Genomic DNA, 26,957 nt, shown 5'->3' on the forward strand with positions numbered 1-26,957 from the left:
AGCCAGTCCCTGGCTTTATTTCCTCCCTAAGGCATCTTTATTGATAATCGATGGTGAACGTGGCATCGGCATCTGCCGCGCCCGGCGTCGTGGTTGCCTGTGTCGCTTTATAGCGAGCATTAAACGCCAGTACGTTGCTGCCATCGTTCAGCGTTTGCGGGGCTGAATAAACAGCGCCATTTGGTGTCAGAACCGCCCCAGTACGATCGGAGATTTCAATACCCACGCCGCCTGCCGCACCGGATGCTCCGCCACCAATGTTACTGACGGCCAAAACGGTGTTGTCAGTCGTATCAGCGGTACCGGTAAAAGCGACAGCTGCCGTAGTAGAAACACTGGAATCACAATCTTCGAGGTTGATGGTAAACGGCACTTTGCCAGAGTAGGTTCCCACCCCCGTAAAACGCGCGGTACGGTATTGGCCCAAATTCACAATCTGATCGGCCGTATTGGTACTGACCGCACAAGCAGCGTTAACGATCTCACCTTTAAAATGAACCGTTCCACCCGCAACGGTGGCCGCAAAAACGGTCACACTGGATGACAATAATGAGGCGCCAATCAAGGTATTGAGTAGAGATTTATGCATAACTTATATTTCCTGATAACAGATAAAAGTTAACGACCGCATTAACAAAACAATCGTGGCTCTGTCGCTAAAGCGACATCTCGATCTTTTTCCTCAGTGCATCAGTCAGGGTCTCTTCTGACGTCCTTAGACGCAGAAAAATGCTTGGGCACGTTCCGTCGCGATGCGTTAATAAATATTTTTCATGATTATTAATTTGTAAAAGTTGGTTGCTGCCTGATAGAAAAAGTAAAAAAACAGAATTAAAAACCAACAAAACAAAAATATTGAAATTTAAAATCACAAAACAAAAACAATCAGGGATATACGTTTGTTTTTTATTCAGCAGTGAATCCTCGCATAAAAAATACGAGCGCATGAAATGGGCCAAATGAGCCCGTATGTTTATTTTTTATGATGTTTCATGGTTGATTTCACAACGTAAAGCGAACCACTGCGATAAAAACGCGAGGGCGTCATTGAGAGATAGAAAATAAAAAAGCGGATCACACAGGAGAAAGAAAAAACGATGGTATTGGGGGGTAAGTAGCTAATGGAGAAACGATAGACATTGCGCTGAAATACCCAATCAAGCGGGGCAAAAGCGCGCAGCCTTAGAGTGATGTAATTAACTGATTTAAAAAATGATTATTCAAACTGGACGAACATCACTCAACAAAGGTTTAGGTGTAATAAAGTTTTATCATTTGATGCCGTTTATACCATTACACACCAGGCAATACCGAGAGCACTATAATGAAAAAAATCCTGCAAAAAACAGCCATCTTGCTCTGCATTATGGCTGCAACACCGTATACCTTCGCCTCATCCTCTTCGTCGACAGGCATCATTCGCTTTGTCGGTGCCATCGTCGAGCCCGTTTGCGATATTACGACACAGTCAAGCAATGTGACTGTCAGTTGCGAACGGCAAGGGAGAGTACAAACGCTACAAATGAAAAACGGCTCACACTATGCGGCTTTACCACAAAACATCGGTTCTGTGAGCGCGAAAACCTTGAGTTCAAATGTACGTATCGTGACCGTCAGCTACGAATAAGGCTTATGGTACTGCGAGATGTCATTTACTAATGCGAAAACGCTACGCCACGTAAAACTGCGGCGTAGCGTTTAACATATGGGGACATGGTGAAACAGCCACAGAACGGTTTGTCGTAAATAATCGAGTATCTTAGAAAACCATTTTGACGATTGATAATCCCCCCAAACACAGCGCGGTGATGTCATGCGACACCTTTTACACTCGATAACATTTTAATTTCCCGCCCCTCACCAACAAATACATCTATAGTTAATTCAACGCGCTATATTTAGCACTTCAAGATGACTTTTCTCATAAGGTTTATTTACTGCATGCGCATATCAGCCTGGTTGTTATGTTCATTATCATTTATCGCCCCGCTCAGTTGGGCTGAATCCTCACCGACAGACACCGCCGCGCAGAAGCAGCAGCAAATCTTATTTTTTAACCATGACGATCGGGATATCGTTCCCGACACGGCAGTCTGGCCGTGGCAAGCCATTGGACAGTTGGAAACCGCCAGCGGCAACCTCTGTACCGCGACGTTGATTTCCCCGCATCTGGCGCTGACGGCCGGGCATTGCGTGGTTACGCCACCGAAAGGTGAGATAGATAAGCCCGTCGCGCTGCGCTTTCTGGCGACAGAAAATGGCTGGCGGTATGAAACAACGGAAATTGAAGCGCTGGCGAATAAAACGCTCGCTAAAAAACTGAAAGCCGACGGCGAAGGGTGGATCGTTCCTCCGTCAGCAGCACCACTGGATTATGCGCTGATTCGGCTAAAGCAAACGCCGCCTGACATTCGCCCGCTCCCGCTCTGGCAAGGCAGCCGCCAGGAATTGATGCAGGCCTTGAAGGACAACGGTCAGCGCGTCACGCAGGCTGGTTACCCAGAGGATCATCAGGAAACGCTTTATCGCCATCAAAACTGTTTGATCACCGGCTGGGTTCACACCGCCGTGATGTCGCACCAGTGCGACACGCTGCCTGGCGATAGCGGTTCCCCGCTGATGCTGAATTCAGCAGCAGGCTGGGTGCTCATGGGCATCCAAAGCTCCGCTCCCGATGCCAGTGAACGCGATAGAGCCGATAATCGCGCCGTTTCCGTTACCGCCATTCGTCAGCAGTTAGAAACGTTAGCAAAACTAAGTTTACCAAAACCAAGCTCACCCAAATAACGCTAACGCCCCGCAGCAACAGACCGTCAGGCGGAAATCGTTATTCAGGATACCGCCTGGCACCACCGTTTTCCGCCGATTTCATGGTATAAAAAAATATCTGTTCTATTCTTATCAGAGAGATAGGTTAATCATCCATATTGTCACCCCACAATGAGTATAACAATTATCAGGTTGCTATTTTTATCTTCTGGAAACGGTCATTTTTTATAATTAGACTGCTCTTTTATTTACAGAGCCTTTTCTCAGTCAGACCGTTTATCTCTACTTGTAACTTACGGGAAAATATCATAAATCCATACAACACACTGAAAATCGAAAACATGATTTAAGACAAAAAAGCGCCTGAACCTTAACGGAAAGATAAAGTCGATATAATAAGTTACCTCAATTTTTAGCCTCTATGTTATTGTGTCGCCGTTAAATTAAATTGATGTTGTCGCGATTATTATTGCGGAAAGGAAGAGTCTACATGTTAAAACATTTGAGCCATGACGAAAAAAAACGCATGCAGACTCTCGACGAATTACAAAAAACCGATATATCTCAAGACGATATCCTTCACAAACTCACGAAACTGGCCTGCCAACTCCTTAACACCCCGACGGCCCTCGTGACGCTAACCGGCTCCAAATCTCTTCATGTTAAAGCGAAAACCCATTTTCCTTTGGATGACATGGATAAAATCGGTTCCTTCGACCATTTTACCGTACAAACGGGCCAATCCTTTATCTGCCCCGATGCCACTCAGGACGACCGTTTTAAAGACAGCCCTTACGTAACCAGCGAACCTTTTATCCGTTTTTACGCCGGTGTACCGCTGAAAACCAAAGATGGCTATTCCATCGGTACGTTTAGCGTTATCGATTATATTCCACGCACCTTCAGCAAGTTCCAACTACGACTACTGCATGACTTAGCGACCATTGCGATGGTGTTAATGGAATACCGCAACGCGATTGGGCTGATTGATGCAGTCACACTGTTACCCAATCGGCAGCGTCTGATTGACGACATTAGTCACATTACCGACATTCACGAGCCCTACCTGCTTATTCTGATTGATACTATCGACATTTCTTACGCCTATGAAATGGGATGTGCGCTGGGTATGCCGACCGTAGAAGGCCTGCTGAAAGATATCGGGGTCTTTTTGCGTCTTAGCTTAAATTCATCAGACAATCTGTACTCTGCTGCCGTAGGCCGTTTCGCCCTGCTGGTGAAGGCCGATAAGAAAGAGCATGTTCTGGCGGAACTTGACGCCTGTGCTGAGCGGATCCATGAAAGTATCGCCAGCCATATTCCGCTCAAACTGGAACTTTTTGTTGGCTACACCGAATTCCAGATTCCGGCCAAAGACCCGCAGCAAATCTTGCGTGAATCGATGAGCGCACTGCGCGCCGCCATCACCAGAAATATCCGCCAGTTAGCTTATGACCCTGAGGCCGATCAGGCACAGCAAATCGCTTTTACCTTACTCAACGAGCTGGCCGATGTGCTGCAAAACAATAAGTCTGGTCTCTATTTAGTTTATCAGCCGAAATTAAGTATCAAGACCAACACCGTGATTGGTGCCGAAGCGCTGATTCGCTGGCGACACCCTGAGTTAGGTGAGATTTATCCCGATCAATTTATTCCGCTCGCGGAAGGCACAACGCTGATGCGTCCGTTAACGGACTGGGTTACCCGAGAAGCGGCATGCCAGGTGAAGCAGTGGCGTCAGGAGGGGCTAACGTTCCCCGTGTCGATTAACGTTTCTGCCCGAAATTTTTCCGAGAATGACTTTATCCCACGTCTCATCACCATTCTGGAGAACCACGGCCTCACCCCTCAGGACATTGACATCGAGTGTGTCGAGACGCAGAAAATCATCGAAAGTACGGAAACGCTTGCCACCATCCAAACGCTGCAACAGCTTGGATTTACTATCGCGCTTGATGATTTCGGTACGGGATATAGCAACTTAAGCTATCTGCGCAATATTCCCTCTACGGTGATAAAGCTGGATAAATCGCTGATTAAAGATATAAAAACTGACCGCAAAAGCCGCGTCATTGTGCAATCCATTATCAGCATGCTGCACAAACTGAATTACATTGTGCTGGCGGAAGGCGTAGAAAATAAGGAAACGCTCGAATACCTGGCTCATTTTGGATGTGATGAAGTACAGGGCTACTATTTTTCCCGGCCCATCCCTCCAGATGCGTTCACCACCTGGTTAACAACGCGCTCGTCACAAACGTCAGCATAACCCCCCGTCAGGCGGGCTATTCAACCAACGGTACGGAGAACGCCTATGACTCTTCTTACTCAACAGGATGCGCTCGCCATCAGACAGGCCATCGCGCTGCTGGAAGCCCCCTCTTTCACCATACAGGCGGCGAATCTGGTTGGAAAACCGATTGAATGGAGTTTGTCGAAGCTACCCGCCCTGGTGAGAAATAAAATACAGGATGTGGTTCATTCCGCACTCTACAAAGCGGTAGACGCCGCACTCTATACGTTAGACGATGCGCCTGATCGCGTGGCATCGCCAAAGACACACAAGCTGGTTGTTGCCGCTTCCGGTGCCGTCAGTGGTTTTTTTGGCGCGGCGGGTTTGCTGGTCGAACTGCCTATTAGCACCACGATCATGATGCGTTCCGTGGCGGATATTGCCCGCAGCGAAGGTTTCTCCCTCACTGATTTTTCCGTCAAAGCCGCCTGTGTGGAGGTTTTTGCGCTCGGCGGGACACAAGAAAGCGACGACGCTGCCGATTCTGCCTATTACACGTCACGCGCCGTTCTGGCCGATATCACCCGACATGCCAGCCGAGAATTAATCGGCATTGCTGGCAAGAAAAGCGCCGGGAAAGCATCTGCTAGAATGAGCACCTCACAGGCAGGGAAAACGCTGGCAAAATTGATTGATGCGGTCGCGACCAGACTGGGCGTAACCATGACGGAAAAAATGGCCGCGCAGATTGTCCCGGTGATTGGTGCCGCCAGCGGTGCCGCCATTAATACGCTGTTTATTCACCACTACCAAAACATGGCGAAAGGTCATTTCATCATAAAACGTCTGGAACAGCAGTATGGTGAAGAAGCGATCAGGTCGGCTTACCTTGAGATAAAAAAGCAGCCCTTGCCGACCTGATGTGATACCGAGAGAATTACCCTTCCACCTGCTCCATCGCCTGCAATACGCGCTTATCCGAGATCGGGAACGGCGTTCCTAGCTGCTGGGCAAAGTAGCTAACGCGCAGCTCTTCAAGCATCCAGCGCACCGCCTTCACATCGTCGTCGTCACGTCGCTCCGCAGGCAGCTTATTCCACCACTGCTGCCACGCCTGTTGAACATGCTCCACTTTCAGCATCTGCGCCCGGTCGCGGTGAACATCCTGCGCCAGTTTCTCCAGACGGCGCTCTATCGCTTGCAGATAACGCAGCACGTCCGGCAGACGCTGCCAGCCGTTTTCGGTCACAAAACCGCGGAACACCAGACCGGTCATCTGGCTCTTGATATCGCTTAACGCCAGCGCCATCGCCATATCGACACGCCCTTTCAGACGCTTGTTAATGGTGAAGACCGCCGTCAGGATTTGCTCAACCTGTTTGGCAATATCCACCACCGTATCGTTCAGTTCCGCACGCACTTTTTCATGCAGTTGCTGGAAGGCTTCTTCCTGCCAGACCGGACCACCGGATGATTCAATCAGCTTGTCCACCGCGCAGGCGATGCAGTCATCGATGAGATCCAACACTTTGCCGTACGGGTTGAAATAGAGGCCGAGTTTCGCCTTGTTCGGCAGCTTTTCATGCAGATATTTAATCGGCGACGGAATGTTCAGCAATAACAGACGGCGCAGCCCCTGCCGCATCACCTGCTGTTGCTGATGCGGCGTGTCGAACAGGCGAATCGCCACGCTATCCTTTTCATCCACCAACGCCGGATAGGCTTTAACCGAGTAGCCGCCACGCTTCTGCTCATAGCAGTCCGGCAACGAACCGAAGCTCCAGACGTGCAGACCGCGCTGCTCCAGCCCGTCATCCACTACGGATGACAGCGTTTGCTGCACTTTATCTTTGAGCTGATCTTTCAACGCATTCAGGTCTTTGCCTTCGCGCTGCGTTCGATTCTTCTCGTCGATGACGCGGAACGTGATTTTCAGATGATCGGGCACCTGATCCCACTGCCACGCCTCGCGTGGCACCGTGACGCCCGTCATCAGCCTCAATTCACGTTCCAGCGCATCCAAGAGTCCTTTCTCTAATGGCGTGGTACGGGCCAGAAACGCTTCGGCATAGTTCGGCGCGGGCACGAAGTTACGACGTAACGGCTTAGGCAATGACTTAATCAGCGCAATCGTCAGTTCGCGGCGCACGCCGGGAATCTGCCACTCAAAACCTTCTTCACGCACCTGATTGAGAATAGGCAAAGGAATATGTACCGTGACGCCATCCGCATCCGCGCCCGGTTCAAACTGATAAGACAAGCGTAATTTCAGGCTGCCCTGATGCCAGAAGTTCGGATAATCCAGCGCGCTCACCTTCTCCGCGCCGTCTTTTATCAACATGCTCTTTTCAAAATTAAGCAGGTCGGCATTATCCCGGCTGGCGGCTTTCCACCATGTATCAAAATGGCGTGACGACACCACATCGTGCGGCAACCGCTGGTCATAGAAAGCAAACAGCGTTTCGTCATCCACCAGAATGTCGCGGCGGCGCGATTTATGTTCGAGATCTTCCACTTCCGCCAGCAATTTGAGGTTGGCGCGGAAAAAGGCGTGGTGCGTTTGCCAGTCGCCTTCCACCAGCGCGTGGCGGATGAACATTTCACGCGCCAGCGTCGGATCGATTTGGCTGTAGTTCACCTTGCGCGCCGCGACAATCGGCAGCCCGAAGAGCGTCACCTTCTCCTGCGCCATCACCGTGCCCTGCGCTTTCTCCCAGTGAGGATCGCTGTAGCTCCGTTTAATCAGATGCTGGGCCAGCGGCTCGATCCACTCTGGTTCAATACGTGCGGCAATGCGCCCCCACAGGCGGCTGGTTTCTACCAGCTCAGCCACCATCGTCCACTTAGGCGGCTTTTTGAATAACCCGGAGCCAGGGAAAATCGCAAACCGCGCGTTACGCGCGCCGCTGAACTCCTGTTTCTCAATATCTTTCTGCCCGATATGCGACAACAAGCCGGTAAGCAGCGCGCAGTGAATACTCAGGTAATCGGCCGGTTCGCTATTGACCGGCAGGCCCAGTTCTTTCACGACCTGACGCAGCTGCGTATAAATATCCTGCCATTCGCGCACGCGCAGGTAGTTAAGGAAATCTGTGCGGCACTGGCGGCGGAACTGGCTGGAAGACAGCGCTTTTTGCTGGTCGCGCAGATAATCCCACAGATTGACGAAAGCCAGAAAATCGGAGTCTTTATCGGCGAAACGGCGGTGTTTCTCATCCGATGCCTGCTTCTTATCCATCGGCCTTTCGCGCGGATCCTGAATCGACAGCGCCGCGGTGATGATCATCACTTCACGCACACAGCCGGTTTTACGCGCTTCCAGCACCATTCGCGCCAAACGCGGATCGATCGGTAACTGCGCCAGCTGTTGCCCCTGCGGCGTCAGGCGGTAATGCCCGTTCTCCGCCAGATTAATCGCGCCTAATTCCTCCAGCAGCCGCACGCCGTCCTGAATATTGCGCTTATCCGGCGCTTCAACAAACGGAAACGCGGCGATATCGCCTAGCCCCAGCGATGTCATTTGCAGAATAACGGAAGCCAGATTGGTGCGAAGAATTTCGGGATCGGTAAACTCAGGCCGCGACAGGAAATCCTGCTCGGAATAGAGACGAATACACACCCCGGCGGCGACACGGCCACAGCGTCCTTTACGCTGATTCGCCGACGCCTGCGAGACAGGCTCAATCGGCAGGCGCTGTACCTTGGTGCGGAAGCTGTAGCGGCTGATGCGCGCAGTGCCCGGATCGATGACATAGCGAATCCCCGGCACGGTGAGCGAGGTTTCCGCCACGTTGGTCGCCAGCACGATGCGGCGGCCGTGATGTGACTGAAAGACGCGGTTCTGTTCCTGATTCGACAGGCGCGCGTACAGCGGGAGGATCTCGGTATGCGGCAAGTCCAGACGGGTCAGCGCCTCTGCCGTATCGCGAATTTCACGTTCGCCGCTCATGAAGACCAGAATATCCCCCGGCCCTTCACGCGTCAGTTCGTCGACCGCATCAAAAATCGCCTGTAGCTGATCGCGCTCGCTGTCATCGGCGTCTTCCACCACGGGACGATAGCGCACGTCCACCGGATAGGTTCGACCGGACACTTCAATGATTGGCGCATTATTAAAATGACGAGAGAAGCGCTGCGGATCGATGGTCGCCGACGTAATAATCACTTTTAAATCAGGGCGCTTTGGCAACAGTTGGCGCAAATAGCCCATGATGAAATCGATATTCAGGCTGCGTTCGTGCGCTTCATCGATGATCAGCGTGTCGTACTGCATCAACAGGCGATCCTGCTGAATTTCAGCCAGCAGAATACCGTCGGTCATCAGTTTGACCAGCGTATTGTCACCCACCTGATCGTTAAAACGAACTTTATAACCGACGCTCCCGCCCAGCGGCGTTTCCAGCTCAGCAGCAATGCGGTCGGCGACGGTTCTGGCAGCCAGACGACGCGGCTGCGTGTGGCCGATCAGGCCGTGCACCCCGCGCCCCAGTTCGAGACAAATTTTCGGCAGCTGCGTGGTTTTACCCGATCCCGTCTCACCCGCGACGATAATCACCTGATGGTGACGCAGCGCATCCAGTATCTCGTCTTTTTTCTGGCTAACGGGCAGCTGTTCGGGATAGTGAATCGCCGGACAACTTGCCCGCCGGTTCTCGACTTTCTGGCGCGCAGCAGCGATTTCCCCCTCAATTTCCTGAGCGATCGCCGCCTGAGCCTGCGGGCTGCTGACCTTCGCCGCGCCCTGTAAACGGCGGCGCAGACGTTGCCGATCGCGAAGCATTAGCTCACTTAACTGCGTAGATAATGCACTGAGAGGTGATTTCACGTTGCTCTTCCTTAATCGTTTTCTCTAATTCTTGTCTCTGCCGGGGCGATGCTCGCCGCCGAATCTGGCTCGGTGGAGCCTAATCTACTTTCAAGGCACGAAATTTTTAAGCCGTGGATAGTAGCACATTGTCATAAACGGCTCTAATAGCACCATTTTGTCTTATTCAAGAAAATCGAATAAAGACCTCGAATATTTGCACTTTTCTCTTTGCAGATCACCGCATAAGATGTGGCGCATCAAGGGGCGTTATGTTGTCGCCCACTTCTAATCAATAAAGGAATTGGCAATGAGCAAAGTATTGGTTCTGAAATCAAGCATTCTGGCAGGTTATTCTCAGTCAAACCAACTGGCCGATCACTTCACTGCCGAGTGGCAGTCTGCACATCCAAACGACAGTATCACCGTCCGCGACCTGGCAGCTCAACCGATTCCGGTTCTTGATGGCGAATTAGTCGGCGCACTGCGTCCTTCCGATGCTGCCCTGACCCCGCGTCAACAAGAAGCCCTGACACTGTCCGACGAGCTGATCGCGGAATTGCAGGCGCATGACATTATCGTGATCGCTGCACCAATGTATAACTTCAACATTCCGACTCAGTTGAAGAACTACTTCGACCTGGTTGCCCGTGCTGGTGTGACGTTCCGCTACACCGAGCAAGGTCCGGAAGGTCTGGTGAAAGGTAAACGCGCTATCGTATTAACCAGCCGTGGCGGCATCCATAAAGGCACACCAACCGATCTGCTGGAACCGTACCTGCGTGTCTTCCTGGGCTTCCTCGGCCTGACCGACCTTGAGTTTGTGTTCGCTGAAGGTTACGGCTACGGCCCGGATGTGGCACAGAAAGCCACCGACGCGGCAAAAACTCAGCTGTCTCAGCTGGTCACCGCATAAAGCATCCTTGTTCATACGAATAAGTGTTACCGACCTTGCCATTGGTTTACTTGGCTTGACTATTGCGCGCCTTCCGGCGCGCTTTTCTTTATCTCATCGCCAGCCGCATTGTCCGACCTTTGCAGCAGTTGCGTCGCCTCTTTATCCGCTTTGATGTGAATCTCATGTTCGATCTTCACGTTCATATTGATGGTGATCGGCTCTTTGGGCGCAGCCACTTCGATACGCGGCACACATCCCGTCAGAAAAGCGACCGTGCAACCTACCGCCAGCAATGTCTCGCACTTGTTCATTGTTCTACCTTGAATTTATTCATTGGCCTGCTGCTCCAGCGTATCCCGCAAGTTATCGCCAAAACGCAAGCTACGCCATAGCTGAAAGAGATTCTCCTGATGGCGATAGTTAAGAATCACCTGGCGTTTCGCGCTGAGCTGCGGGTTTTTCCCCTGCACCTGCGACGTTAATGTCAATTCTCCCTGATTAGTCAGGTCAAGCGTGGCATAGGAACGCCCAATCTCCAGATAGCGCAGCCAGCCAACCGCCGCCCCGCCGGCCAGATTTTTACTCGCTAGCTCATCAGCCAGTTGGTTATCCAGCCGCAGCGTTAGGAAGCCATCATTGGTAATACGCCCACCTTCAATCAGCGTGGTCGGGTGATTAAAATTCAGCGGAAGCGTGCCGCTCACGCGCCCGGACAGAGCAAACTGCTTTTGCTTCAGCACCGTTATTAGCTCGCTGAGATCCGCGCTCTTCACGGTGAACAACGCGGGTTCCCGCTGCGGCCAGCGCAGCGTGGACAGGCTGATATGCCCATCTAATACATCCATATCGGCCTGAGACATAACCAGCGGCTGTCGCTCACTGTACGGGTAAAATCCCTGGAGATCGACGCGGATATTACTCATCCGAAACAGGTTATCCAGCACGTCAATTCGCAGCGCGACAGGCTGTTTTACGCCCAATTGCCAACGCTGATCTTTCAGACGGTAAGGCAGAACAAAGTTGACGCCGCTAACTTCACCATCCTGTAGCCACAGCCCGCCATTTTTCACGACCCAGTGCCCGCCCGCGCTGAATCCTTCTTTACGTGCTGCAGAGAATGCCGCCTGCGCGTAAAACTGTCCGGCACGAATGTTCATTTTTAGCAACGGAGAAAGCAGGGGTTGGAACACCTTAAGCGGCTGTGTTGGCCACCACGCACCACCACGCAGTCGTTCCCCATCCCAGCGGCCACGCAGCCTGACCGGTCCGATATCTTCCGCCTGTAGCTGTCCCTGTAGCTGGAAATCATCTGGGCTACGCCCCTGCATAGCCAACGTTAGCAACGAAGGCGGCAAGTAGCCCCCATTGCTAAAATGCGTCCGCTCTGAGGCCAGTTGCAGCGCCCCCTGAAAGTGTTCGCCTGAACGGGCACGCTGCCACCGGATCGGCTCAGTGATCGTCAGGCGGGGCTGGTGTACCGTCACAATGCCATAACCCAACTGATCCAAGCCGCTCGACAGTTGGGTGACTTCAATCAGGGTATCCTGCCACTGGCCTCGGCCGGCCACGTCCCACTGACCTTTCAGAGGCGGTAGCTGACCATTGCCCCAATAACGCCATTGCCACTGCCCTTGATCCGGCCAGAAATCCTGTGCCTGACCGTCAAGGTGCAGGCTGAAACGCCCCCAGTATGCTTCCCGCGCCTTCACAATCGCCTGTAGTCGCCCATTCACGCCCGTCGCACTGACTCGGACGCCCGCCAGCGGCCAGCGTGCTTCTTCAAGATCAATGTGCGGCGCAGGCGTTCCCCAGGCACGCAGCAGCGCCCCAGGTAAAAGAGAAAGTTCGGGATTGAGAATCGAGCCCTGCAACACCCCCGGCAGCGTCGCCGTCAGGGAGAGTGTGGGTAAGTTTGCCTGCCCAGTAAGCTGAAAGCGCAATTCGCTGTTGAGCAGGCCGATATTGCCCGGCCCCAGCACCAACACGGCGTTCGCTTTGCCATTATGCCCTTGCGTCAGCATGTTCAACCGCGCGTTAATCGTGGTGGCATCCAGCCCTTGTCGCCAGTGCTGTAATGTTATGGCAACCTGCCCAGAGAGCGGCTGATCGGCATAAGGCCAGCGCCAGACGCCGTTAGTCACCTGAATCACCTCATCCGTCAACTGCCACGGCAGCGATATCAGCGGCGTCTCATCATTCGCCGCATTCAGTACCAGCTCACCGGATTGATGATGCCAGTCCAGCAGGAGCGAAAGCGGATCCGGCGTTTGTCCTGAATTCAGTTTTCCGGTGAGCCGCCCCTGCACCGGCGCGGCATCCAGCGTCTCGGCCAGTTCCATCTCACCACTGACTTGCAGGCGCACGAACCCCGCCGGCGTTGCGAGCATGCTCTCATGCAGGGTCAGGCGTTTCTCGTTCAGTTCTGCCTTAAACGCCAGTTGATCGCCCTGATAGTCCAGCGTTTGTCGCCGCTTGCCGTCGCTGCTGAGTCGCACCTGTCCGGCGTAATCCTGCCAGGGCTGTAGCGTAAACGTCTTCACCTGAATATCGGCAGCAGGCAACCGCTGCTGCCATTGCGCCAATTGCGCCGCTGGCTCGGTGCTGCTGCTTGCTGGCACAGACTGTAGGCAGTCGCTGTTTAACGTCACGGCATCAATATCGACATGCCATCGCCAACTCTGCCAGCGTAGCGTCATATTCCGTACGTCAACGAGCGTGCACTCCCCGGCCGTAAGACTGAACCCCGCGCTATGCAGCCCACTGCCCTGCCAGCCAGGCGTCCCATTCACGGTCAAAGACATCTCCGCCGGGAGCCAGATGTTGGCAAGGCGCGGCAGCCACTGCGGTAATGCTCGCCAGGAAAGAAACAGCAATACGACGAACAGGAAAGCAATTGAAAGTGCACGTTTTTTAATCATTAGCGTGAGTTAATCATCCTGTTCAATAGCGGCAAAAATTCGTCCTGTATGACTCTGCCGATTATTCATTCACAAATCGCTCTTTTTGTTAACAAACAATCCCATCCAACTCACATTTACTACTATTGTGCATACGTACTCATTACCCTTTCGTGGTAAAATGTTTAATTGAGGTTATATTTTGTAATGAATCAAGTTATCTCATCATGAACAAAGCGTTTACGGGTGGATATCAGGATTATCTCCTTCTGCCCGACCGCCTTAAAAAAAGCAATGAGCGACCTGAACCATTACCGCTATCCGCTGATTTATTGTTGTGGGTATGCCTCATGTTAAATCAGTATTCGGACACAGCATATCAAGGACTGCTTTATGCGTAATAACACCCCTGTAACCGACCGCCAACTCCCTCTTTCTGAAAAAACCAGACTCATGTCGGTCACCACGCCAGAAAGTCATATTACCTACGCGAACAAAGATTTTATTGATGTCAGCGGCTATACCACTGATGAGCTGATGGGGCAGCCCCATAATCTTATCCGACACCCGGATATGCCACCAGCCGCCTTCGCGGATATGTGGAAAACGCTGCGCGCAGGCAATATCTGGACGGGAATCGTGAAAAATCGGTGCAAAAATGGCGACCATTACTGGGTAAAATCCAGCACCACGCCGCTGAGAAAAGGCGGTGAAATTGCCGGTTATATGTCCGTGCGGACCGCCGCCTCACCCGAAGAGATTCACCAGGCTGAGGCGCTCTATGCCAGTGCAAACGAAGGTAAATTGAAATATCGCACCTTCCATCATGGCCTGCTTATTTATACTGGGCCATTGCGCATCCTGAGTCTTTTTAAAACCATGCCGTTACGCTGGCGTATCCGCAGCTATTTTCTGCTCTTTAGCCTGCTTCCGCTCATCGCTGCCTATTCCCTGCTGGCGGGAACCGCATTGGCTTCAGTCCTCTTCCCGCTGCTTATCGCCTGCTGTTTTGTCAGTGGTGAGCTTCTGGTGCACCATGTTGCCCGTCCTATCGAACAAATTCTGGCTCAGGCCATGCGTTCCGCCGCCGGACAGGCGGACAACCTGACGCAGCTTAATCGCGTGGATGAAATAGGCATGTTAATGCGGGCGGTAAACCAGTCCGGTATGAATTTCCGTACCTTCGTGGACGATGTGAACACCAATCTGAGCGAGCTGAAAAACGCCTGTAATGAAATCGCGCAAGGCAACCATACCTTGGCACAGTGCTGCGAGCAGACGGAAGAAAGTCTGCAACAAACCGCCGCCTCCGTGGAACAGCTGACTGCAACAATAAAAAGTAATGCGGAAGCCTCGCTTCAGGCCTCACTCTATACGCAGGATGTGAATCAGGCGGTGAACTCTGGTGAGCAGGCCGTCAGCCAGGTTTCCGATACGATGGAGACGATCACCCGTTCCAGCGAACGGATTACGGATATCGTCAGCGTGATGGATAATCTCGCGTTCCAGACCAATATTCTGGCCGTGAACGCCGCTGTTGAAGCTGCCCATGCCGGAGAACAGGGTAAGAGCTTTGCGGTGGTAGCCAGTGAAGTACGTTCGTTGGCGCAGCGCAGCGCCTCTTCTTCCAGCGATATCTCGACCATTATTGACGAAACGCTGAATAGTATTCGTACCGGCGAACAGCAAGTTTCACACACGCATAAATCCATGAGCAATATTCTGCTGCAGGTTCAGCACGTCACCAATTTGATGAATGAGATCAGCCTCGCAACACAGGAACAATCTCAGGGGCTAGATCAAATTAATGAAGCGGTAAACCGCATCGATGAACTCACGCATCAGAACACCGCGTTAGCCAGCCAGTCGCATTCAGCCACCGATCACCTGCAACAGCAGATATCAAGCATGGTGCAGGCCGCCTCTGTCTTCAGCCTTTCCCGCTAGCGAATCTCCTCTTCACGGGCGCCCCTAACAGGGCGTCCATCGCCCTGTTTCCTCATCATTCTTCCCTTTCTTCAACATCCGTTGCCCACAGTGCAAATTCGCAGAGTCATAATATACTTAACAAATGGATGTTTTTGATCATCGGCGCGTACTCTGGCAACGAGTTGGGTTAGGCAACTATTTTTCTCAAAAAAATAAAGATTTCCTAAAGAAAAAATAACGGACGAAACTAATCAGAATATATAAGTCTATTCGCTAAGTATTTCGTGAAGATTGCCGTTAATTAAATAGCACTCATCGCTTTCCGTTAGTTAATGGATCTAAAAACATTACGTTTATGCTTGCTTATACTAAAAGGATCAATAAATGCGTAAGAATTTTCCGGTCAGTGATATTCAGTATTTATTAGATGAAAAAGCCAAGCTGATGTCGGTTACCACCACCGATAGCCATATCACTTATGCCAATGACGATTTTATTGATGCCAGTGGTTACGACTTTGAGGAAATCCTCCACCAACCTCACAATATCGTGCGTCACCCAGACATGCCCCCACAGGCATTTGCCGACATGTGGGCGACGCTGAAGGCAGGTAAAATCTGGACGGCCGTCGTCAAGAACCGCCGCAAGAATGGTGATTATTACTGGGTAAAAGCCAGTACGACGCCACTAATGAAAGAAGGAAAAATAACAGGATATATGTCGGTGCGAACCCGAGTTTCACAGGAAGAAATTCGGCAAACTGAAGCGCTTTACCATCAAATGAATGAGAATAAATTAAAGAACCGCCGACTCTTTCAGGGACTACTGATATATAAAGGACCACTAAAATTTCTTAGCTTATTTAACGTTATTCCCGTACGTTGGCGGATAAGAAGCTACGTATTCCTTTTCATGCTATTCGCACTACTTTTCTTACTGGCTACTCTTCCACTCACCACACCGCTATTAATTTTTGTTTTGGCGCTACTCGCTGGCGCGGTAATAACCAGTGAATTATTAGTTCAACACCTGGCAAAACCACTGGAAAAGATCCTACGCCAAGCTATTAATTCCGCATCTGGGCAGGCGGATAACTCGTTTCAACTTAATCGCGTGGATGAAGTTGGCATGTTATTACGCGCCGTCAATCAATCCGGCATGAATTTCCGCACGTTTGTCGATGATGTCAACGGCAAGCTGGCCGAGCTGCGCCACGCCTGTGGTGAGATTGCCTCTGGCAATTACACGCTAAGCCAGCGCTGTGAAGATACCGCGCAAAGTTTGCAATCCACCGCGTCATCAATGGAAGAACTGACAGCGACGATCCAAAGTAACGCCTCGGCTTCGCAGTTGGCGACACGCTGTGCGAACGATGCCAATCAGGCCGTCGATGCGGGTGAGAAAGCGGTTAATCAGGTCACGGATACCATGGCAGTCATGACCCGTTCCAGCAAAGAGATCACCGACATCATCAGCGTGCTGGATAATCTGGCGTTCCAGACCAACATTCTGGCGCTCAATGCGGCAGTAGAAGCCGCTCACGCTGGAGAACAGGGCAAGAGTTTCGCCGTGGTTGCGGGAGAAGTCCGTATTCTGGCACAGCGTAGCGCCGCTGCCGCCAAAGACATCGCGGCGATTATCGACACCACAATCGCGAACATTCACACCAGCGATAAATTGGTCAACCACACCAGCCAGTCGATGCACAATATATTGACTCAGGTGCAACAGGTAACGCAGCTTGTGAATCAAATCAGTCTGGCAACACAAGAGCAATCGCAAGGGCTGGGGCAGATTAACTCGGCGGTGAACAACATTGATGAATTGACGCGCCAGAACACCATTTTGGCAACACATTCCAGTTCTGCTATTAACAGTCTGGAACAGCAGATCTCCACAATGTCCGAAGCCGTGTCAGTTTTCAGCACGTCTCGGTAAAATCGTTCTTACGCTATTATTGCCTCTCAATTTCAAACCGTTACTGTCAGTCAGGTAACGGTTTGTCACCGCCCGATTTTCTGATAGCTTAACCTAAGGATTTTTCGGAGAAACTATCAATGAAACTGGCAATTTACAGCACGAAGCAGTATGACCGTAAATATCTGGAGCAGGTCAATCAGCAGTTTGGCTATGAGCTGGAGTTTTTTGATTTCATGCTGACATCGCGCACCGCGAAAACCGCCGCGGGCTGTCAGGCCGTCTGTATCTTTGTGAACGATGACGGTGGGCGCGAAGTGTTAACCGAACTGGCTGCGTTGGGCATTAAAACGCTAGCGCTGCGCTGTGCGGGCTTTAACAATGTCGACTTGGAAGCCGCGAAGGAATTGGGTATCAACGTGGTACGCGTTCCTGCGTATTCCCCCGAAGCCGTCGCTGAACATGCCGTCGGCCTGATGCTGACACTTAACCGCCGCATTCACCGTGCCTATCAGCGTACTCGCGACGCGAACTTCTCTCTGGAAGGATTGATTGGCTTCAATATGCACAACCGGACGGCGGGCATTATTGGCACCGGAAAAATCGGCATCGCCACGATGCGCATCCTGAAAGGCTTTGGCATGCGACTGCTGGCCTTCGATCCCTACCCGAACCCGCAGGCCCTGGAATTAGGGGCGGAGTACGTCGATCTCAAAACGCTGTATGCCAATGCAGACGTCATCTCTCTGCACTGCCCGCTGACGCCAGAGAATCATCATCTGCTGAATCAGGCGGCCTTTGCGCAAATGAAAAACGGCGTCATGATCGTCAATACCAGCCGTGGCGGACTGATCGACTCACAGGCCGCTATCGACGCGTTGAAGCAACAGAAAATTGGCGCGCTGGGAATGGACGTTTATGAAAACGAGCGCGATCTCTTCTTTGCCGATAAATCCAACGATGTGATTCAGGACGATATTTTCCGCCGCTTATCCGCGTGCCACAACGTACTGTTTACCGGGCATCAGGCGTTCCTGACGGAAGAAGCGCTAATCAGCATTTCCCAAACCACGCTACAGAACTTGAAAGACATCAGCCAGAACGCGTCTTGCGCAAATCTGGTTACATATTAAGTTTTCCTGCGGCAGTGCTGACTGCCGCAATCCTCACCCTGCCGGGCAGCTTCCATTCATCAGCGACTGTTCGCTACAACGCTTACCATTAGCTAACTGACAGGCTCCCACACTCGCACCATCAAGCTGTCGGGAAATCGCCATCGTTCCACCAATCAACGTACAGTTAACGTCAATCGGCGAACTGCTTTTCAGCAACACCACGGTGCTTGTGTCATCATTTTGCGTGGTGTTTTGCTGGGTAGCGGCAGTGTTCTCACTATGATTACTGCATCCCGCCAGCAGAAGCACAGCGGCAGTACATAGCCATGGCAATAATTTCATGTTTTGGCCTCGGATCGGGGTGGAGCGAAGGTTCTGACACCACGTTTGGCATCAACACCCATCAAATAGACTTTTCAGACAAGGACTATATCTACCACACCTCGCGCCTACAACACAGGGCTCAATGCGGGTAAACGGGGAAAAGATCAAGGAAATGGTGGGTTATATGGGAAGTAGGACAGCGATAAAGCACAAACATTATGGTCTGTCCCCAAAAGTTGGACATCCGTTTTTGGGGCCGCGTTTATGGGAAAGTCGATATACATAATTTTTTGCAGCGTGCCGTTCTGGGGAACGCCACATGTTTTGATAATGTCCCCTTCTTTATGAAGGGAACATATTTTGCCATTTTAAAGATCCAAGCTTAAAAAAGCCGGAATCAGTTCCAATTCTGCCAGTCTTCAAAGAAGACTTTGTGCGCTTTTTCTTCATCGTACAGGAGCTCTTCTACCCCTGTTCGAATAATACAGTCACTTTGAGGATATGCTGAACAGGTTAATATAAATCTAACTTTCTGCTCATCATCTAAAAATGTACCATCCGATTGATCAACGAGACCGATAATCAGTAGCGCAGCACATGAAGAGCATGCTCCAGCACGACATGAATAAGGTGAATCAACACCAGCCTCTTCAAGTGAATCTAAAATACAAACATCATCAGGAGCCTGAATTTCAGCTCCTGTGGTTAAATCTCTAATTGTATAAGTATGTCCCATTACTTTTATCCTTTTATAAAAATTTAAATTTTTTACCGTGCACAGAAACACTTTTCACGATTACATCCAGGCCGTCTTTTATTTGAGTCATCGGTGCGATTCTCTTTATCAACGGCCTCCTCTTTTTTATTAATGTCTTCTGATGCATGTTCATTTTTCAAACGTTCATTGCTTTCTTTTTCCATTGTTCCCTCTTTATTAAATTGATTCGTGAGCATGGTGGGAATTTCCGCTCAGCCAATGACAGCTGTCACAGCGCGAGAGATATATTACGTTTAATGTCTATTCTATTATTTTAAAGCACTTTACTAATCAGGCAGTTTGTTGGTCAGCACTGAGTACGACTCGGTTTGCATTTCCAGGCGAGTAAGCGACAGCAGAAATGAACGACAGCCTTCGATGGCAATATCATGATGAGGGGGAAAAGAAACCGCGCTTAGAACGTAACGTGGTTATTCGATGGCTTGTTGCATAAGCTTTTTGATGTTTATATCAAAATATATAATTACACATATAATTATTTCAATGATTATAAATTTTATTTTTAAATGCATTACTCACTGGAAAATAAAATAAATATTATTATTTTATTTTTTGATATGGTTTCACATTATTCATATAAAGAGAATGGCGTTCCTTCTTGCTAAAGAAAATTAAATCACCCAGTCTCATTTCACTGCCCTGCGAATATATTAACAGGGCAATACAAAGATAGATTATCAATCAAATTAAATTAGGTGAAATAATGTCAGATCAACTTGCTGGTGGATGGACTGCTTTCCGTGATTTGAATGATGCTGATCAATCACTTTTTAAATCTACCGTACATTTACTGGGTGTGTCTTATACACCGCTATTTGTTGCAACACAGGTGGTTTCAGGCACGAACTACTCGTTCCTGACCAAGGGTACGGTAACATCACCAGAAGCACCACTAAGAATTGTCAAAATTCATATTTATAAGCCACTGAGCGGCGATGCGCACATTACTAAAATTGAAGAAGTCCTGCCGCAATAACGCAATAAATAACGCTACAGCTAGTGGATTTAATTCACTAGCCGTAGCGTGGTTGTATATCTCCTACTTCCCTGCTTTGCCAGAGCTGCCTCCTGCCTTACCTGAATTTCCACCTGAAGATGAAGGAGCATTACCTCTATTGCCACCCGATGGATTTCCGGTTGTGCTTGGCCAGTTCCCTCCCTGTTGGGGGTGACTTGACGATGCTCCTCTTGATGCACCTTTACTCATGATATCTTCCTCTTTTGGTTGAACACACCTCTATCAGGATAGTAATAAGCGACACCGTTGCCAAAAATGGTTTCATTTCGCGATCGATAAAACAAAGAGGATGACCGCAGTAAAAAGTGAGCAAAAGGCAGCCTGCTCCAGTGGCGATGTAGTGTGCTGCGTCTTTGAACCAACATCTGACGGTGAAGCAGGCAGTGATGACGAAGCTGTTGCTTTCGCCAGCAGATCTGCTGCTTTTTGTGCACGTTCCGCTTCCAGCACATCATAAGGAATAGTGTGTTTACCATCCCGGCTGAGAATACTTTTCACGGTGCTATTGCTGTCATCAGCATCAGTTGGCTGTTGAATCGTAGTCGTCTGTGGTTGTGCAATTACGCCCGGCATCAGCGTGGTGGTATCGCCCTTATTTTCCTGCTGCCCATGCGAATAAGCGCTCTAACAAAAACGCTTATCGGCACCAACAAAAAATCCACCCGAAGGTGGCCGATATTGATTTTATGGTATAAAAAAACCGGAGCAGCTTTTTAAGGCATACTCCGGTATCTTTCGCAAACTTAGCGCGTATTAATTAAGAATGCAAGTAATTAACTTTAGGTTAGAAACCGTATTTTTTATCAGTTACAAACTTTGGAGCCACCCAATTAGGCCCTTTTACAACTGTGCCATTTTTATCCTCAAGGATGCCCTTGTGGAAAAGCTCATTGTATTTAGCGGAAAGCTCGCCACTGGATATAACGTCGAAATTAGTATAAGTATAAAGTCTATCCAATTGTTTATAATCCGATGTTAATGCAAAAACGGTAAGCACATCTTCCAATGTTTCATTTTGGATAACTTCTTTCATATTAGCCATGTTTCCCTCCTAATGCGTCTTTGAGTTCCTGTTCGTAGGCTGCCTGCAAAGCAGCATCAGTGTACAACGATTGCTCTTTCTCATTAATTTTGTAGTCTTCAAGCGTCGCTGTGTGTGTGTCGTTCCAAACAGAGCTTTCTTCTTGAATGCTACTAGGCACTTGGCCGTCTTTGATGCCGAGATTTCTGTAGCGGTCTAACTCTCTTAATTCATGCGTATAGAATCGCTTGTCAGTATCCGTGGCTGTGATTTGACCATTCAGTATGTTTTCCAAACGTTCAATCATCACTTTGTTTTCAACCGACACTTTGAAACGCCCTGTGTGTAATTTAACATTGTCCACACCTGCTCGGTCAATCTTAACGTTTTTCCAATCCAGCGCCAAGATCGGACCGCCAGCCTTATCTGGATTATAATAACGTTTGCTATATTTTCCTTTTTCCGTCCCACCATACGGATTACTGTTAAACACGACATAAATGGGTTCCACGCCAGAACCAGACGCAGTTGGCAACCAGATTATATAGTCATCAATATCCACTGGATCAGCAACTGGCGTTATTGTCACCGTAATTTTATCGACAGGTTTAACATCAACACCGGTATTCAGTAATGCTTTATAGTCAGGTGCAGTATTACCCGTATTGCCGACATTTCCAATCGGAGGAAACGCGGGATTTTCCAGTACAAGACGAGATGGAACACCGTCAATTTCTGCACTAAAAATACCCGTATTTTTGTCATAACTGCCCGCTACACCTCTGACACTCGAAGGGACTCGCAGACTACCCGCTTTGAATGCCCGAAGAACCCTTTCTCCATTCTCATCAGAAAATGCCAGACGAATGGGAAGATCCAGGCTTCCATTTTTCTTAGCTAAATCGTCAAAGTTAGTAGGAGGCTTATATCCAGGAATGTCTTTTACTGGGATGGAAAATAAAATATCGACATCCTTCCCAACAATCTTACCGCTGCCAATCATCCCTTGTGGATTATATGAAAAAGAGGCTAATGCCCCCGAAGGAACACTTTGGGAAATAGATGCAGTAGATCCAGATGTAGCAGCATAAAATGCTGACAACAGTGTACTAAGTTGAGTTTGCACTGTGCCAAATGTTGATACATTAACCCTGTTGCGTTTTATCTCTTTTTCTTCGGCAAGCGTTCGCTCAGTTTCAACCTGAAGTCGATTATTCTCAGCAAGCAATTGCTCAGCCTTAGCCAGATCAGAACGAGCCAGGTTCAGAACATGACTCTCTTGTTCCAATGCATTATTTGCTCTGAAATAAGCCTGATGAAAGTTATTCATCGTTTGCCATAAAGCAAGATAAATAGGATATCCCGGCCCCCCAGTTATACTCGAACTTAACAGACCTCTATTTTGATTATAAAAATTGTCGCGATTTTTTGCAGCGGTATTCACCTGTTCTTGGTAAAGCGCAACAGTTTTAGTTTTTTCTGAAATGGTTGCGACAGAGCTTTCTTTTAGCTGTTGAGCAAAAGAGAGCACTTGGCGGATTTCAGTTAATTTTCGCTCCGCAGCTGTAATTGGATGACGCAACAACCACTCCTGCTCACGGCGCTTGGCCTCTTCAACCTGTTTTTTCTCTTCCTCTGCTGTCACGATTTTTGAAAGAGATACGTATACAGGTTCATGATCGCTGCCAAAATCAATAAATGCATGGTGAGTATCGGCCACCGGCGTGGAAAGGAAAGAAGAGACCTGGACATCATCTTTCACTTTCGGAGGATTTTTTGCCAAAGCAGGCTGGGTATTATCAACCTTGATTTGGAATGCAGGTTCACCAGCAATAATTTTCGCTGAATACACGCCAGGTACTGCCGTTTTTTCAGCCTTAACTACGGGAATATTCGCGACTGGTGCATTCGTCGTGGGCTGAGTAAGAGCCAACTGACGCTGGGAAAGTTCGGTATTAATCACACTTTGTGCCAGTAAACTGGCGGGAGCTGTTGGCAATGATTTGATTTCACTGACAGGCAAACTGCTGATGAAACCTGCAGGCATTGCTGTAACGTTATACCCTTTATTTAATACTCCCTGTTGAACAGCTAACTGGGCTAAAGCCTGCTGATGTGCTTGATTGTATATAGAATCGAGACTACTGGGAGCGGTACTAGAAGGCCACATTCCAGCGGCAGTAACACCAAATACCCGCCCAACGACCGGAAGTGATCTGCCAATCACTGCACTGAGTGTTGCAAGTTTAGTGTTAATTGCTGCTCTGACATTTGCGAGTTCAGTCTCAATTGCCGCCGTATTTATTGTGAACCCTAGCTTTCCATAAAGAGGGTAGACCGGCATCGGTATCGCGATTGCCAAATAGGGATTAACGATAGCCTGCTTTTCTGGATTTTTACTAAAATCAACGGCAGAACCACCTTTGCCATTGTCCCTGTCATTACCACCTTTGCGGTCATCGTTCACTGGTGAGTCCCAACCACCGCCACCATCCACGGTCATTGTATCTCCATCATTTGGAGCATATAAACGGTATTTAATCATTGAAGTTCTCCATCAAAAAATGCCAACACTGTATTTTTATACAGCCATGCAATGATAGAGATTTATCTGACCAAGCTAAAGCATTCGCCTAATTTCATAAACACAGTTAATAAACTGATTTTAAATATCTATTTAATCAATCTGTCCCTGAATACTCTGCATCATCTGTGCATTCAACACCTCAATTTCCCGCGTCGTGTGCTCCATATCTTTTCACAGCCTCCTTAGTTAGACCGGCACAGGAAGCGCTTCAATCTACAATGAAAATCACTGGGAACAAGCGCACGAACGAGATTGTCTATCATCAGAGAGAATATGGCCTTACTGAAACTCAGCGTTTACGCTTCGTTTTTCTACCGCGAGTACGAAACGGTGAGCAAAAAATCAGTTACGCATGCAGCACCATGGGATCATTGTGGTACACCGCTGTAAAACGATCTGGCATTCGTCGCCGTAATCCGTACCATACACGCCATGATCGTGCAGACCGTGTTAGCGTCTGCGCTGAACCGTTTTCCATCCGCAACGCCTTTTGCAACGAGCACAGATAAAAATGTCAGAAAATCAACAAATTAACCAGAAGCAACAATACAACCTCAACAAATTGCAAAAGCGCCTGCGGCGTAACGTCGGCGAAGCTATCGCTGATTTCAATATGATCGAAGAAGGCGACCGCATCATGGTGTGCCTGTCCGGCGGGAAAGATAGCTTCACCATGCTGGAAATTCTGCGCAATCTGCAACAGAGCGCACCGATTAACTTTTCTCTGGTTGCGGTGAATCTGGATCAGAAGCAGCCGGGGTTCCCGGAGCACGTTCTGCCGCAGTACCTTGATAGCATCGGTGTGGAATACAAGATCGTCGAAGAAAATACCTACGGGATTGTGAAAGACAAGATTCCAGAAGGGAAAACCACCTGCTCACTGTGTTCACGTCTGCGCCGCGGGATTTTGTATCGTACCGCGACGGAGCTCGGCGCAACAAAAATCGCCCTCGGTCACCACCGCGACGATATCCTGCAAACGCTATTCCTGAACATGTTCTACGGCGGGAAACTGAAAGGCATGCCGCCGAAGCTGATGAGCGACGACGGTAAGCATATCGTCATCCGCCCTCTCGCCTATTGCCGCGAAAAAGATATCGAGCGCTTTGCTGAAGCCCGCCAATATCCGATTATTCCGTGCAACCTGTGCGGGTCGCAGCCGAACCTGCAACGTCAGGTGATTAAAGACATGCTGCGCGACTGGGACAAACGCTATCCTGGCCGTATTGAGACCATGTTCAGCGCCATGCAGAACGTTGTGCCTTCTCATCTCGCCGATCATGCGCTGTTCGATTTTAAAGGCATTCGTCACGGTAGCGACGTGGTGGATGGTGGCGATCTGGCTTTTGACCGTGAAGAACTGCCGTTGCAGCCTGTTGGCTGGCAGCCGGAAGATGACGACGACGCGCCATCAGTGACCCGCCTTGATGTGCTGGAAATAAAATAAGCGCGACATTCCTGTGAGGGAATGGCATTACCATAAAGAATAGAGACACGGTGGCAAGAAGCAGCGGTTGCTGTTTCACCACCGTGTTTTTTATTTCACGATGACTTCAGCGCCGAATTTCGCTGAACTACACAGATTTTCTGGTTAGTACGTAGCGCCCAGAATTTAGTCAATAGTTGACAACAAACAAGACGACCTTGAAGTGAAAATGGCGCAAAATAGGTAATTCTCTGCATGATCGTCGTAGTCATTTACCAACATTAAAGCAACTGTAAGGCCACAAATATGACTCCCACCCTGCAAGGCTCTCTCGTTACGCTGCGCCCACTACTTCACATTGATGCTCAGTCACTTGTTGATGCTGCGGCGGATGGGGAACTTTGGTCGCTGCCATTCACCGTTGTACCTTCTGCTGATACTGTTGATGCCTACATCAACAAAGCCTTAGAGGGGCAAGCCGAAGGCACCGTCATGCCGTTTGCTATTACCCTCACCGCTGACCAAAGCGTCATTGGTTCGACGCGCTTCTGGAAAGTTGACCGACAGAATCACAAACTCGAAATCGGCCACACGTGGTATTCACAGAGTTGGCAAAGAACCGCCGCCAATACAGAAAGCAAGCTCCTACTGCTGCGATACGCCTTTGAGCAGCTTCAATGTGTTCGCGTTCAGTTCACTACTGACGTGCTGAACGAGCGTTCTCAAGCCGCAATTCTTCGTATTGGCGCGGTTCAGGAGGGCATCGTCCGAAATGAACGGATTATGCCCAATGGCAGAAAACGTAACTCCGTACGATACAGCATCATTGATGATGAATGGCCCGAGGTTCGCTCCAATCTGGAGCGTCGCATCTCTAGTCACGGAGAAGAAAAATGATTGCGGTGATTTTCGAGGTTTGGCCGGTGCAAGACAAAGCAAGTAGCTATTTCGATATCGCGGCTTCACTGCGACCCGAATTAGATCTAGTCGACGGTTTCATTTCCATTGAGCGATTTGAAAGTCTTACGACGAAAGGGAAGTATCTGTCACTGTCGTTCTGGCGCGATGAGGATGCTGTCCGTGCATGGCGAAATAAGGAAGAACATCGCCATGCTCAAAGCGAGGGGCGTCATGGAGTATTCGCTAACTACCGTTTGCGTGTCGGGTCAATCATGCGTGATTATGGCTTGAACGAACGAGACCAGGCCCCGAAAGACAGTCTCGTAGTTCATGATTAATAG

The 26,957-nt window shown here is 49.6% G+C and carries 22 protein-coding genes; 12 read left to right on the forward strand and 10 right to left on the reverse strand.

All coding sequences use genetic code 11. The features are described 5' to 3' along the window. Positions 1 to 37: 37 nt before the first annotated feature. Positions 38 to 589 (reverse strand): type 1 fimbrial major subunit FimA, encoded by a 552-nt coding sequence (gene fimA / locus NXT09_RS04620; protein ID WP_205555080.1) that lies wholly within the window; start codon positions 587 to 589, stop codon positions 38 to 40. A gap of 735 nt (positions 590 to 1,324) precedes the next feature. Here fimA and NXT09_RS04625 point away from each other — a divergent pair. The 4 genes from NXT09_RS04625 to NXT09_RS04640 all read left to right on the forward strand — a co-directional run bounded on the left by NXT09_RS04625 (position 1,325) and on the right by NXT09_RS04640 (position 5,923). Beyond that, positions 1,325 to 1,627, forward strand: coding sequence for a YmdA family protein (locus tag NXT09_RS04625; RefSeq protein ID WP_268579029.1), 303 nt, complete (start codon positions 1,325 to 1,327; stop codon positions 1,625 to 1,627). Positions 1,628 to 1,941: 314 nt separating this feature from the next. Continuing rightward, the gene (locus NXT09_RS04630) at positions 1,942 to 2,787 is read left to right on the forward strand and encodes a trypsin-like serine peptidase (protein ID WP_268579030.1); all 846 of its coding nucleotides are present in this window, start codon (positions 1,942 to 1,944) and stop codon (positions 2,785 to 2,787) included. Positions 2,788 to 3,259: 472 nt separating this feature from the next. Next, positions 3,260 to 5,038, forward strand: a complete 1,779-nt coding sequence (locus NXT09_RS04635) for a sensor domain-containing phosphodiesterase (protein ID WP_268579031.1) — start codon at positions 3,260 to 3,262, stop codon at positions 5,036 to 5,038. A 45-nt stretch (positions 5,039 to 5,083) separates the two neighbouring features. Then, positions 5,084 to 5,923, forward strand: coding sequence for an EcsC family protein (locus NXT09_RS04640; RefSeq protein ID WP_205555084.1), 840 nt, complete (start codon positions 5,084 to 5,086; stop codon positions 5,921 to 5,923). 16 nt (positions 5,924 to 5,939) lie between these two features. Here NXT09_RS04640 and hrpA read toward each other — a convergent pair whose 3' ends face one another. Continuing rightward, complete coding sequence (gene hrpA, locus NXT09_RS04645; protein ID WP_268579032.1) at positions 5,940 to 9,827, reverse strand: ATP-dependent RNA helicase HrpA; 3,888 nt, start codon at positions 9,825 to 9,827, stop codon at positions 5,940 to 5,942. Positions 9,828 to 10,116: 289 nt separating this feature from the next. On the opposite strand from hrpA, the gene NXT09_RS04650 reads away from it, so the two are divergent. Next, positions 10,117 to 10,722, forward strand: a complete 606-nt coding sequence (locus tag NXT09_RS04650) for an FMN-dependent NADH-azoreductase (protein WP_205555086.1) — start codon at positions 10,117 to 10,119, stop codon at positions 10,720 to 10,722. Positions 10,723 to 10,781: 59 nt separating this feature from the next. Here the strand turns inward: NXT09_RS04650 and NXT09_RS04655 are convergent, their stop codons facing one another. After that, positions 10,782 to 11,015, reverse strand: coding sequence for a YnbE family lipoprotein (locus NXT09_RS04655; protein ID WP_095994728.1), 234 nt, complete (start codon positions 11,013 to 11,015; stop codon positions 10,782 to 10,784). Positions 11,016 to 11,030: 15 nt separating this feature from the next. Then, on the reverse strand, positions 11,031 to 13,622 hold the full coding sequence (locus NXT09_RS04660; RefSeq protein ID WP_268579033.1) for a YdbH family protein: 2,592 nt from the start codon (positions 13,620 to 13,622) through the stop codon (positions 11,031 to 11,033). Positions 13,623 to 13,994: 372 nt separating this feature from the next. Between NXT09_RS04660 and NXT09_RS04665 the strand changes: the two genes are divergently transcribed. The 3 genes from NXT09_RS04665 (at position 13,995) to NXT09_RS04675 (ending at position 18,580) form a co-directional block, all read left to right on the forward strand. Further along, positions 13,995 to 15,548, forward strand: a complete 1,554-nt coding sequence (locus NXT09_RS04665) for a methyl-accepting chemotaxis protein (RefSeq protein ID WP_240585505.1) — start codon at positions 13,995 to 13,997, stop codon at positions 15,546 to 15,548. A gap of 366 nt (positions 15,549 to 15,914) precedes the next feature. Further along, positions 15,915 to 17,468, forward strand: coding sequence for a methyl-accepting chemotaxis protein (locus tag NXT09_RS04670; protein ID WP_268579034.1), 1,554 nt, complete (start codon positions 15,915 to 15,917; stop codon positions 17,466 to 17,468). A 119-nt stretch (positions 17,469 to 17,587) separates the two neighbouring features. Further along, positions 17,588 to 18,580: a 2-hydroxyacid dehydrogenase gene (locus NXT09_RS04675; protein WP_268579035.1), complete on the forward strand. Its 993-nt coding sequence runs from the start codon at positions 17,588 to 17,590 to the stop codon at positions 18,578 to 18,580. A 33-nt stretch (positions 18,581 to 18,613) separates the two neighbouring features. Here the strand turns inward: NXT09_RS04675 and NXT09_RS04680 are convergent, their stop codons facing one another. From NXT09_RS04680 to NXT09_RS04690, 3 genes are all read right to left on the reverse strand, one after another. Beyond that, complete coding sequence (locus NXT09_RS04680; protein WP_268579036.1) at positions 18,614 to 18,904, reverse strand: putative hemolysin; 291 nt, start codon at positions 18,902 to 18,904, stop codon at positions 18,614 to 18,616. A gap of 379 nt (positions 18,905 to 19,283) precedes the next feature. Continuing rightward, entirely contained in the window at positions 19,284 to 19,622 is a 339-nt protein-coding gene (locus NXT09_RS04685; protein WP_268579037.1) for a 2Fe-2S iron-sulfur cluster-binding protein, read from the reverse strand. 32 nt (positions 19,623 to 19,654) lie between these two features. After that, positions 19,655 to 19,840: a hypothetical protein gene (locus tag NXT09_RS04690; protein ID WP_268579038.1), complete on the reverse strand. Its 186-nt coding sequence runs from the start codon at positions 19,838 to 19,840 to the stop codon at positions 19,655 to 19,657. Between the two features lie 527 nt (positions 19,841 to 20,367). On the opposite strand from NXT09_RS04690, the gene NXT09_RS04695 reads away from it, so the two are divergent. Beyond that, positions 20,368 to 20,640 (forward strand): hypothetical protein, encoded by a 273-nt coding sequence (locus NXT09_RS04695; RefSeq protein WP_268579039.1) that lies wholly within the window; start codon positions 20,368 to 20,370, stop codon positions 20,638 to 20,640. A 303-nt stretch (positions 20,641 to 20,943) separates the two neighbouring features. On the opposite strand, the gene NXT09_RS04700 is transcribed toward NXT09_RS04695, so the two are convergent. The 3 genes from NXT09_RS04700 to NXT09_RS04710 all read right to left on the reverse strand — a co-directional run bounded on the left by NXT09_RS04700 (position 20,944) and on the right by NXT09_RS04710 (position 24,248). Next, a complete protein-coding gene (locus NXT09_RS04700) occupies positions 20,944 to 21,255 on the reverse strand; it encodes a hypothetical protein (RefSeq protein ID WP_268579040.1) in 312 nt (103 codons plus the stop codon). 211 nt (positions 21,256 to 21,466) lie between these two features. Continuing rightward, positions 21,467 to 21,724 (reverse strand): immunity protein, encoded by a 258-nt coding sequence (locus tag NXT09_RS04705; RefSeq protein ID WP_268579041.1) that lies wholly within the window; start codon positions 21,722 to 21,724, stop codon positions 21,467 to 21,469. Beyond that, the gene (locus tag NXT09_RS04710; protein WP_268579042.1) at positions 21,717 to 24,248 is read right to left on the reverse strand and encodes a colicin-like bacteriocin tRNase domain-containing protein; all 2,532 of its coding nucleotides are present in this window, start codon (positions 24,246 to 24,248) and stop codon (positions 21,717 to 21,719) included. Before NXT09_RS04710 ends, NXT09_RS04705 begins: the two co-directional genes overlap by 8 nt. A gap of 553 nt (positions 24,249 to 24,801) precedes the next feature. Between NXT09_RS04710 and ttcA the strand changes: the two genes are divergently transcribed. The 3 genes from ttcA (at position 24,802) to NXT09_RS04725 (ending at position 26,954) form a co-directional block, all read left to right on the forward strand. Beyond that, the gene (gene ttcA / locus NXT09_RS04715) at positions 24,802 to 25,737 is read left to right on the forward strand and encodes a tRNA 2-thiocytidine(32) synthetase TtcA (protein ID WP_039550666.1); all 936 of its coding nucleotides are present in this window, start codon (positions 24,802 to 24,804) and stop codon (positions 25,735 to 25,737) included. 285 nt (positions 25,738 to 26,022) lie between these two features. Then, entirely contained in the window at positions 26,023 to 26,613 is a 591-nt protein-coding gene (locus NXT09_RS04720; protein ID WP_268579043.1) for a GNAT family N-acetyltransferase, read from the forward strand. Beyond that, complete coding sequence (locus tag NXT09_RS04725) at positions 26,610 to 26,954, forward strand: antibiotic biosynthesis monooxygenase family protein (protein WP_240585510.1); 345 nt, start codon at positions 26,610 to 26,612, stop codon at positions 26,952 to 26,954. The genes NXT09_RS04720 and NXT09_RS04725 overlap by 4 nt, the downstream gene beginning before the upstream one ends. Positions 26,955 to 26,957 lie beyond the last annotated feature (3 nt).

This window comes from Pectobacterium jejuense (assembly GCF_026800125.1).
Lineage (GTDB): Bacteria > Pseudomonadota > Gammaproteobacteria > Enterobacterales > Enterobacteriaceae > Pectobacterium > Pectobacterium jejuense.

Excerpts from the sequence above, each read along its gene's own strand:
- fimA (WP_205555080.1), bottom strand. The coding sequence starts at position 589 with ATGCATAAATCTCTACTCAATACCTTGATTGGCGCCTCATTATTGTCA.
- NXT09_RS04625 (WP_268579029.1), top strand. The coding sequence starts at position 1,325 with ATGAAAAAAATCCTGCAAAAAACAGCCATCTTGCTCTGCATTATGGCT.
- NXT09_RS04630 (WP_268579030.1), top strand. The coding sequence starts at position 1,942 with ATGCGCATATCAGCCTGGTTGTTATGTTCATTATCATTTATCGCCCCG.
- NXT09_RS04635 (WP_268579031.1), top strand. The coding sequence starts at position 3,260 with ATGTTAAAACATTTGAGCCATGACGAAAAAAAACGCATGCAGACTCTC.
- NXT09_RS04640 (WP_205555084.1), top strand. The coding sequence starts at position 5,084 with ATGACTCTTCTTACTCAACAGGATGCGCTCGCCATCAGACAGGCCATC.
- NXT09_RS04650 (WP_205555086.1), top strand. The coding sequence starts at position 10,117 with ATGAGCAAAGTATTGGTTCTGAAATCAAGCATTCTGGCAGGTTATTCT.
- NXT09_RS04655 (WP_095994728.1), bottom strand. The coding sequence starts at position 11,015 with ATGAACAAGTGCGAGACATTGCTGGCGGTAGGTTGCACGGTCGCTTTT.
- NXT09_RS04660 (WP_268579033.1), bottom strand. The coding sequence starts at position 13,622 with ATGATTAAAAAACGTGCACTTTCAATTGCTTTCCTGTTCGTCGTATTG.
- NXT09_RS04665 (WP_240585505.1), top strand. The coding sequence starts at position 13,995 with ATGCGTAATAACACCCCTGTAACCGACCGCCAACTCCCTCTTTCTGAA.
- NXT09_RS04670 (WP_268579034.1), top strand. The coding sequence starts at position 15,915 with ATGCGTAAGAATTTTCCGGTCAGTGATATTCAGTATTTATTAGATGAA.
- NXT09_RS04675 (WP_268579035.1), top strand. The coding sequence starts at position 17,588 with ATGAAACTGGCAATTTACAGCACGAAGCAGTATGACCGTAAATATCTG.
- NXT09_RS04680 (WP_268579036.1), bottom strand. The coding sequence starts at position 18,904 with ATGAAATTATTGCCATGGCTATGTACTGCCGCTGTGCTTCTGCTGGCG.
- NXT09_RS04685 (WP_268579037.1), bottom strand. The coding sequence starts at position 19,622 with ATGGGACATACTTATACAATTAGAGATTTAACCACAGGAGCTGAAATT.
- NXT09_RS04690 (WP_268579038.1), bottom strand. The coding sequence starts at position 19,840 with ATGCTCACGAATCAATTTAATAAAGAGGGAACAATGGAAAAAGAAAGC.
- NXT09_RS04695 (WP_268579039.1), top strand. The coding sequence starts at position 20,368 with ATGTCAGATCAACTTGCTGGTGGATGGACTGCTTTCCGTGATTTGAAT.
- NXT09_RS04700 (WP_268579040.1), bottom strand. The coding sequence starts at position 21,255 with ATGCCGGGCGTAATTGCACAACCACAGACGACTACGATTCAACAGCCA.
- NXT09_RS04705 (WP_268579041.1), bottom strand. The coding sequence starts at position 21,724 with ATGGCTAATATGAAAGAAGTTATCCAAAATGAAACATTGGAAGATGTG.
- NXT09_RS04710 (WP_268579042.1), bottom strand. The coding sequence starts at position 24,248 with ATGATTAAATACCGTTTATATGCTCCAAATGATGGAGATACAATGACC.
- ttcA (WP_039550666.1), top strand. The coding sequence starts at position 24,802 with ATGTCAGAAAATCAACAAATTAACCAGAAGCAACAATACAACCTCAAC.
- NXT09_RS04720 (WP_268579043.1), top strand. The coding sequence starts at position 26,023 with ATGACTCCCACCCTGCAAGGCTCTCTCGTTACGCTGCGCCCACTACTT.
- NXT09_RS04725 (WP_240585510.1), top strand. The coding sequence starts at position 26,610 with ATGATTGCGGTGATTTTCGAGGTTTGGCCGGTGCAAGACAAAGCAAGT.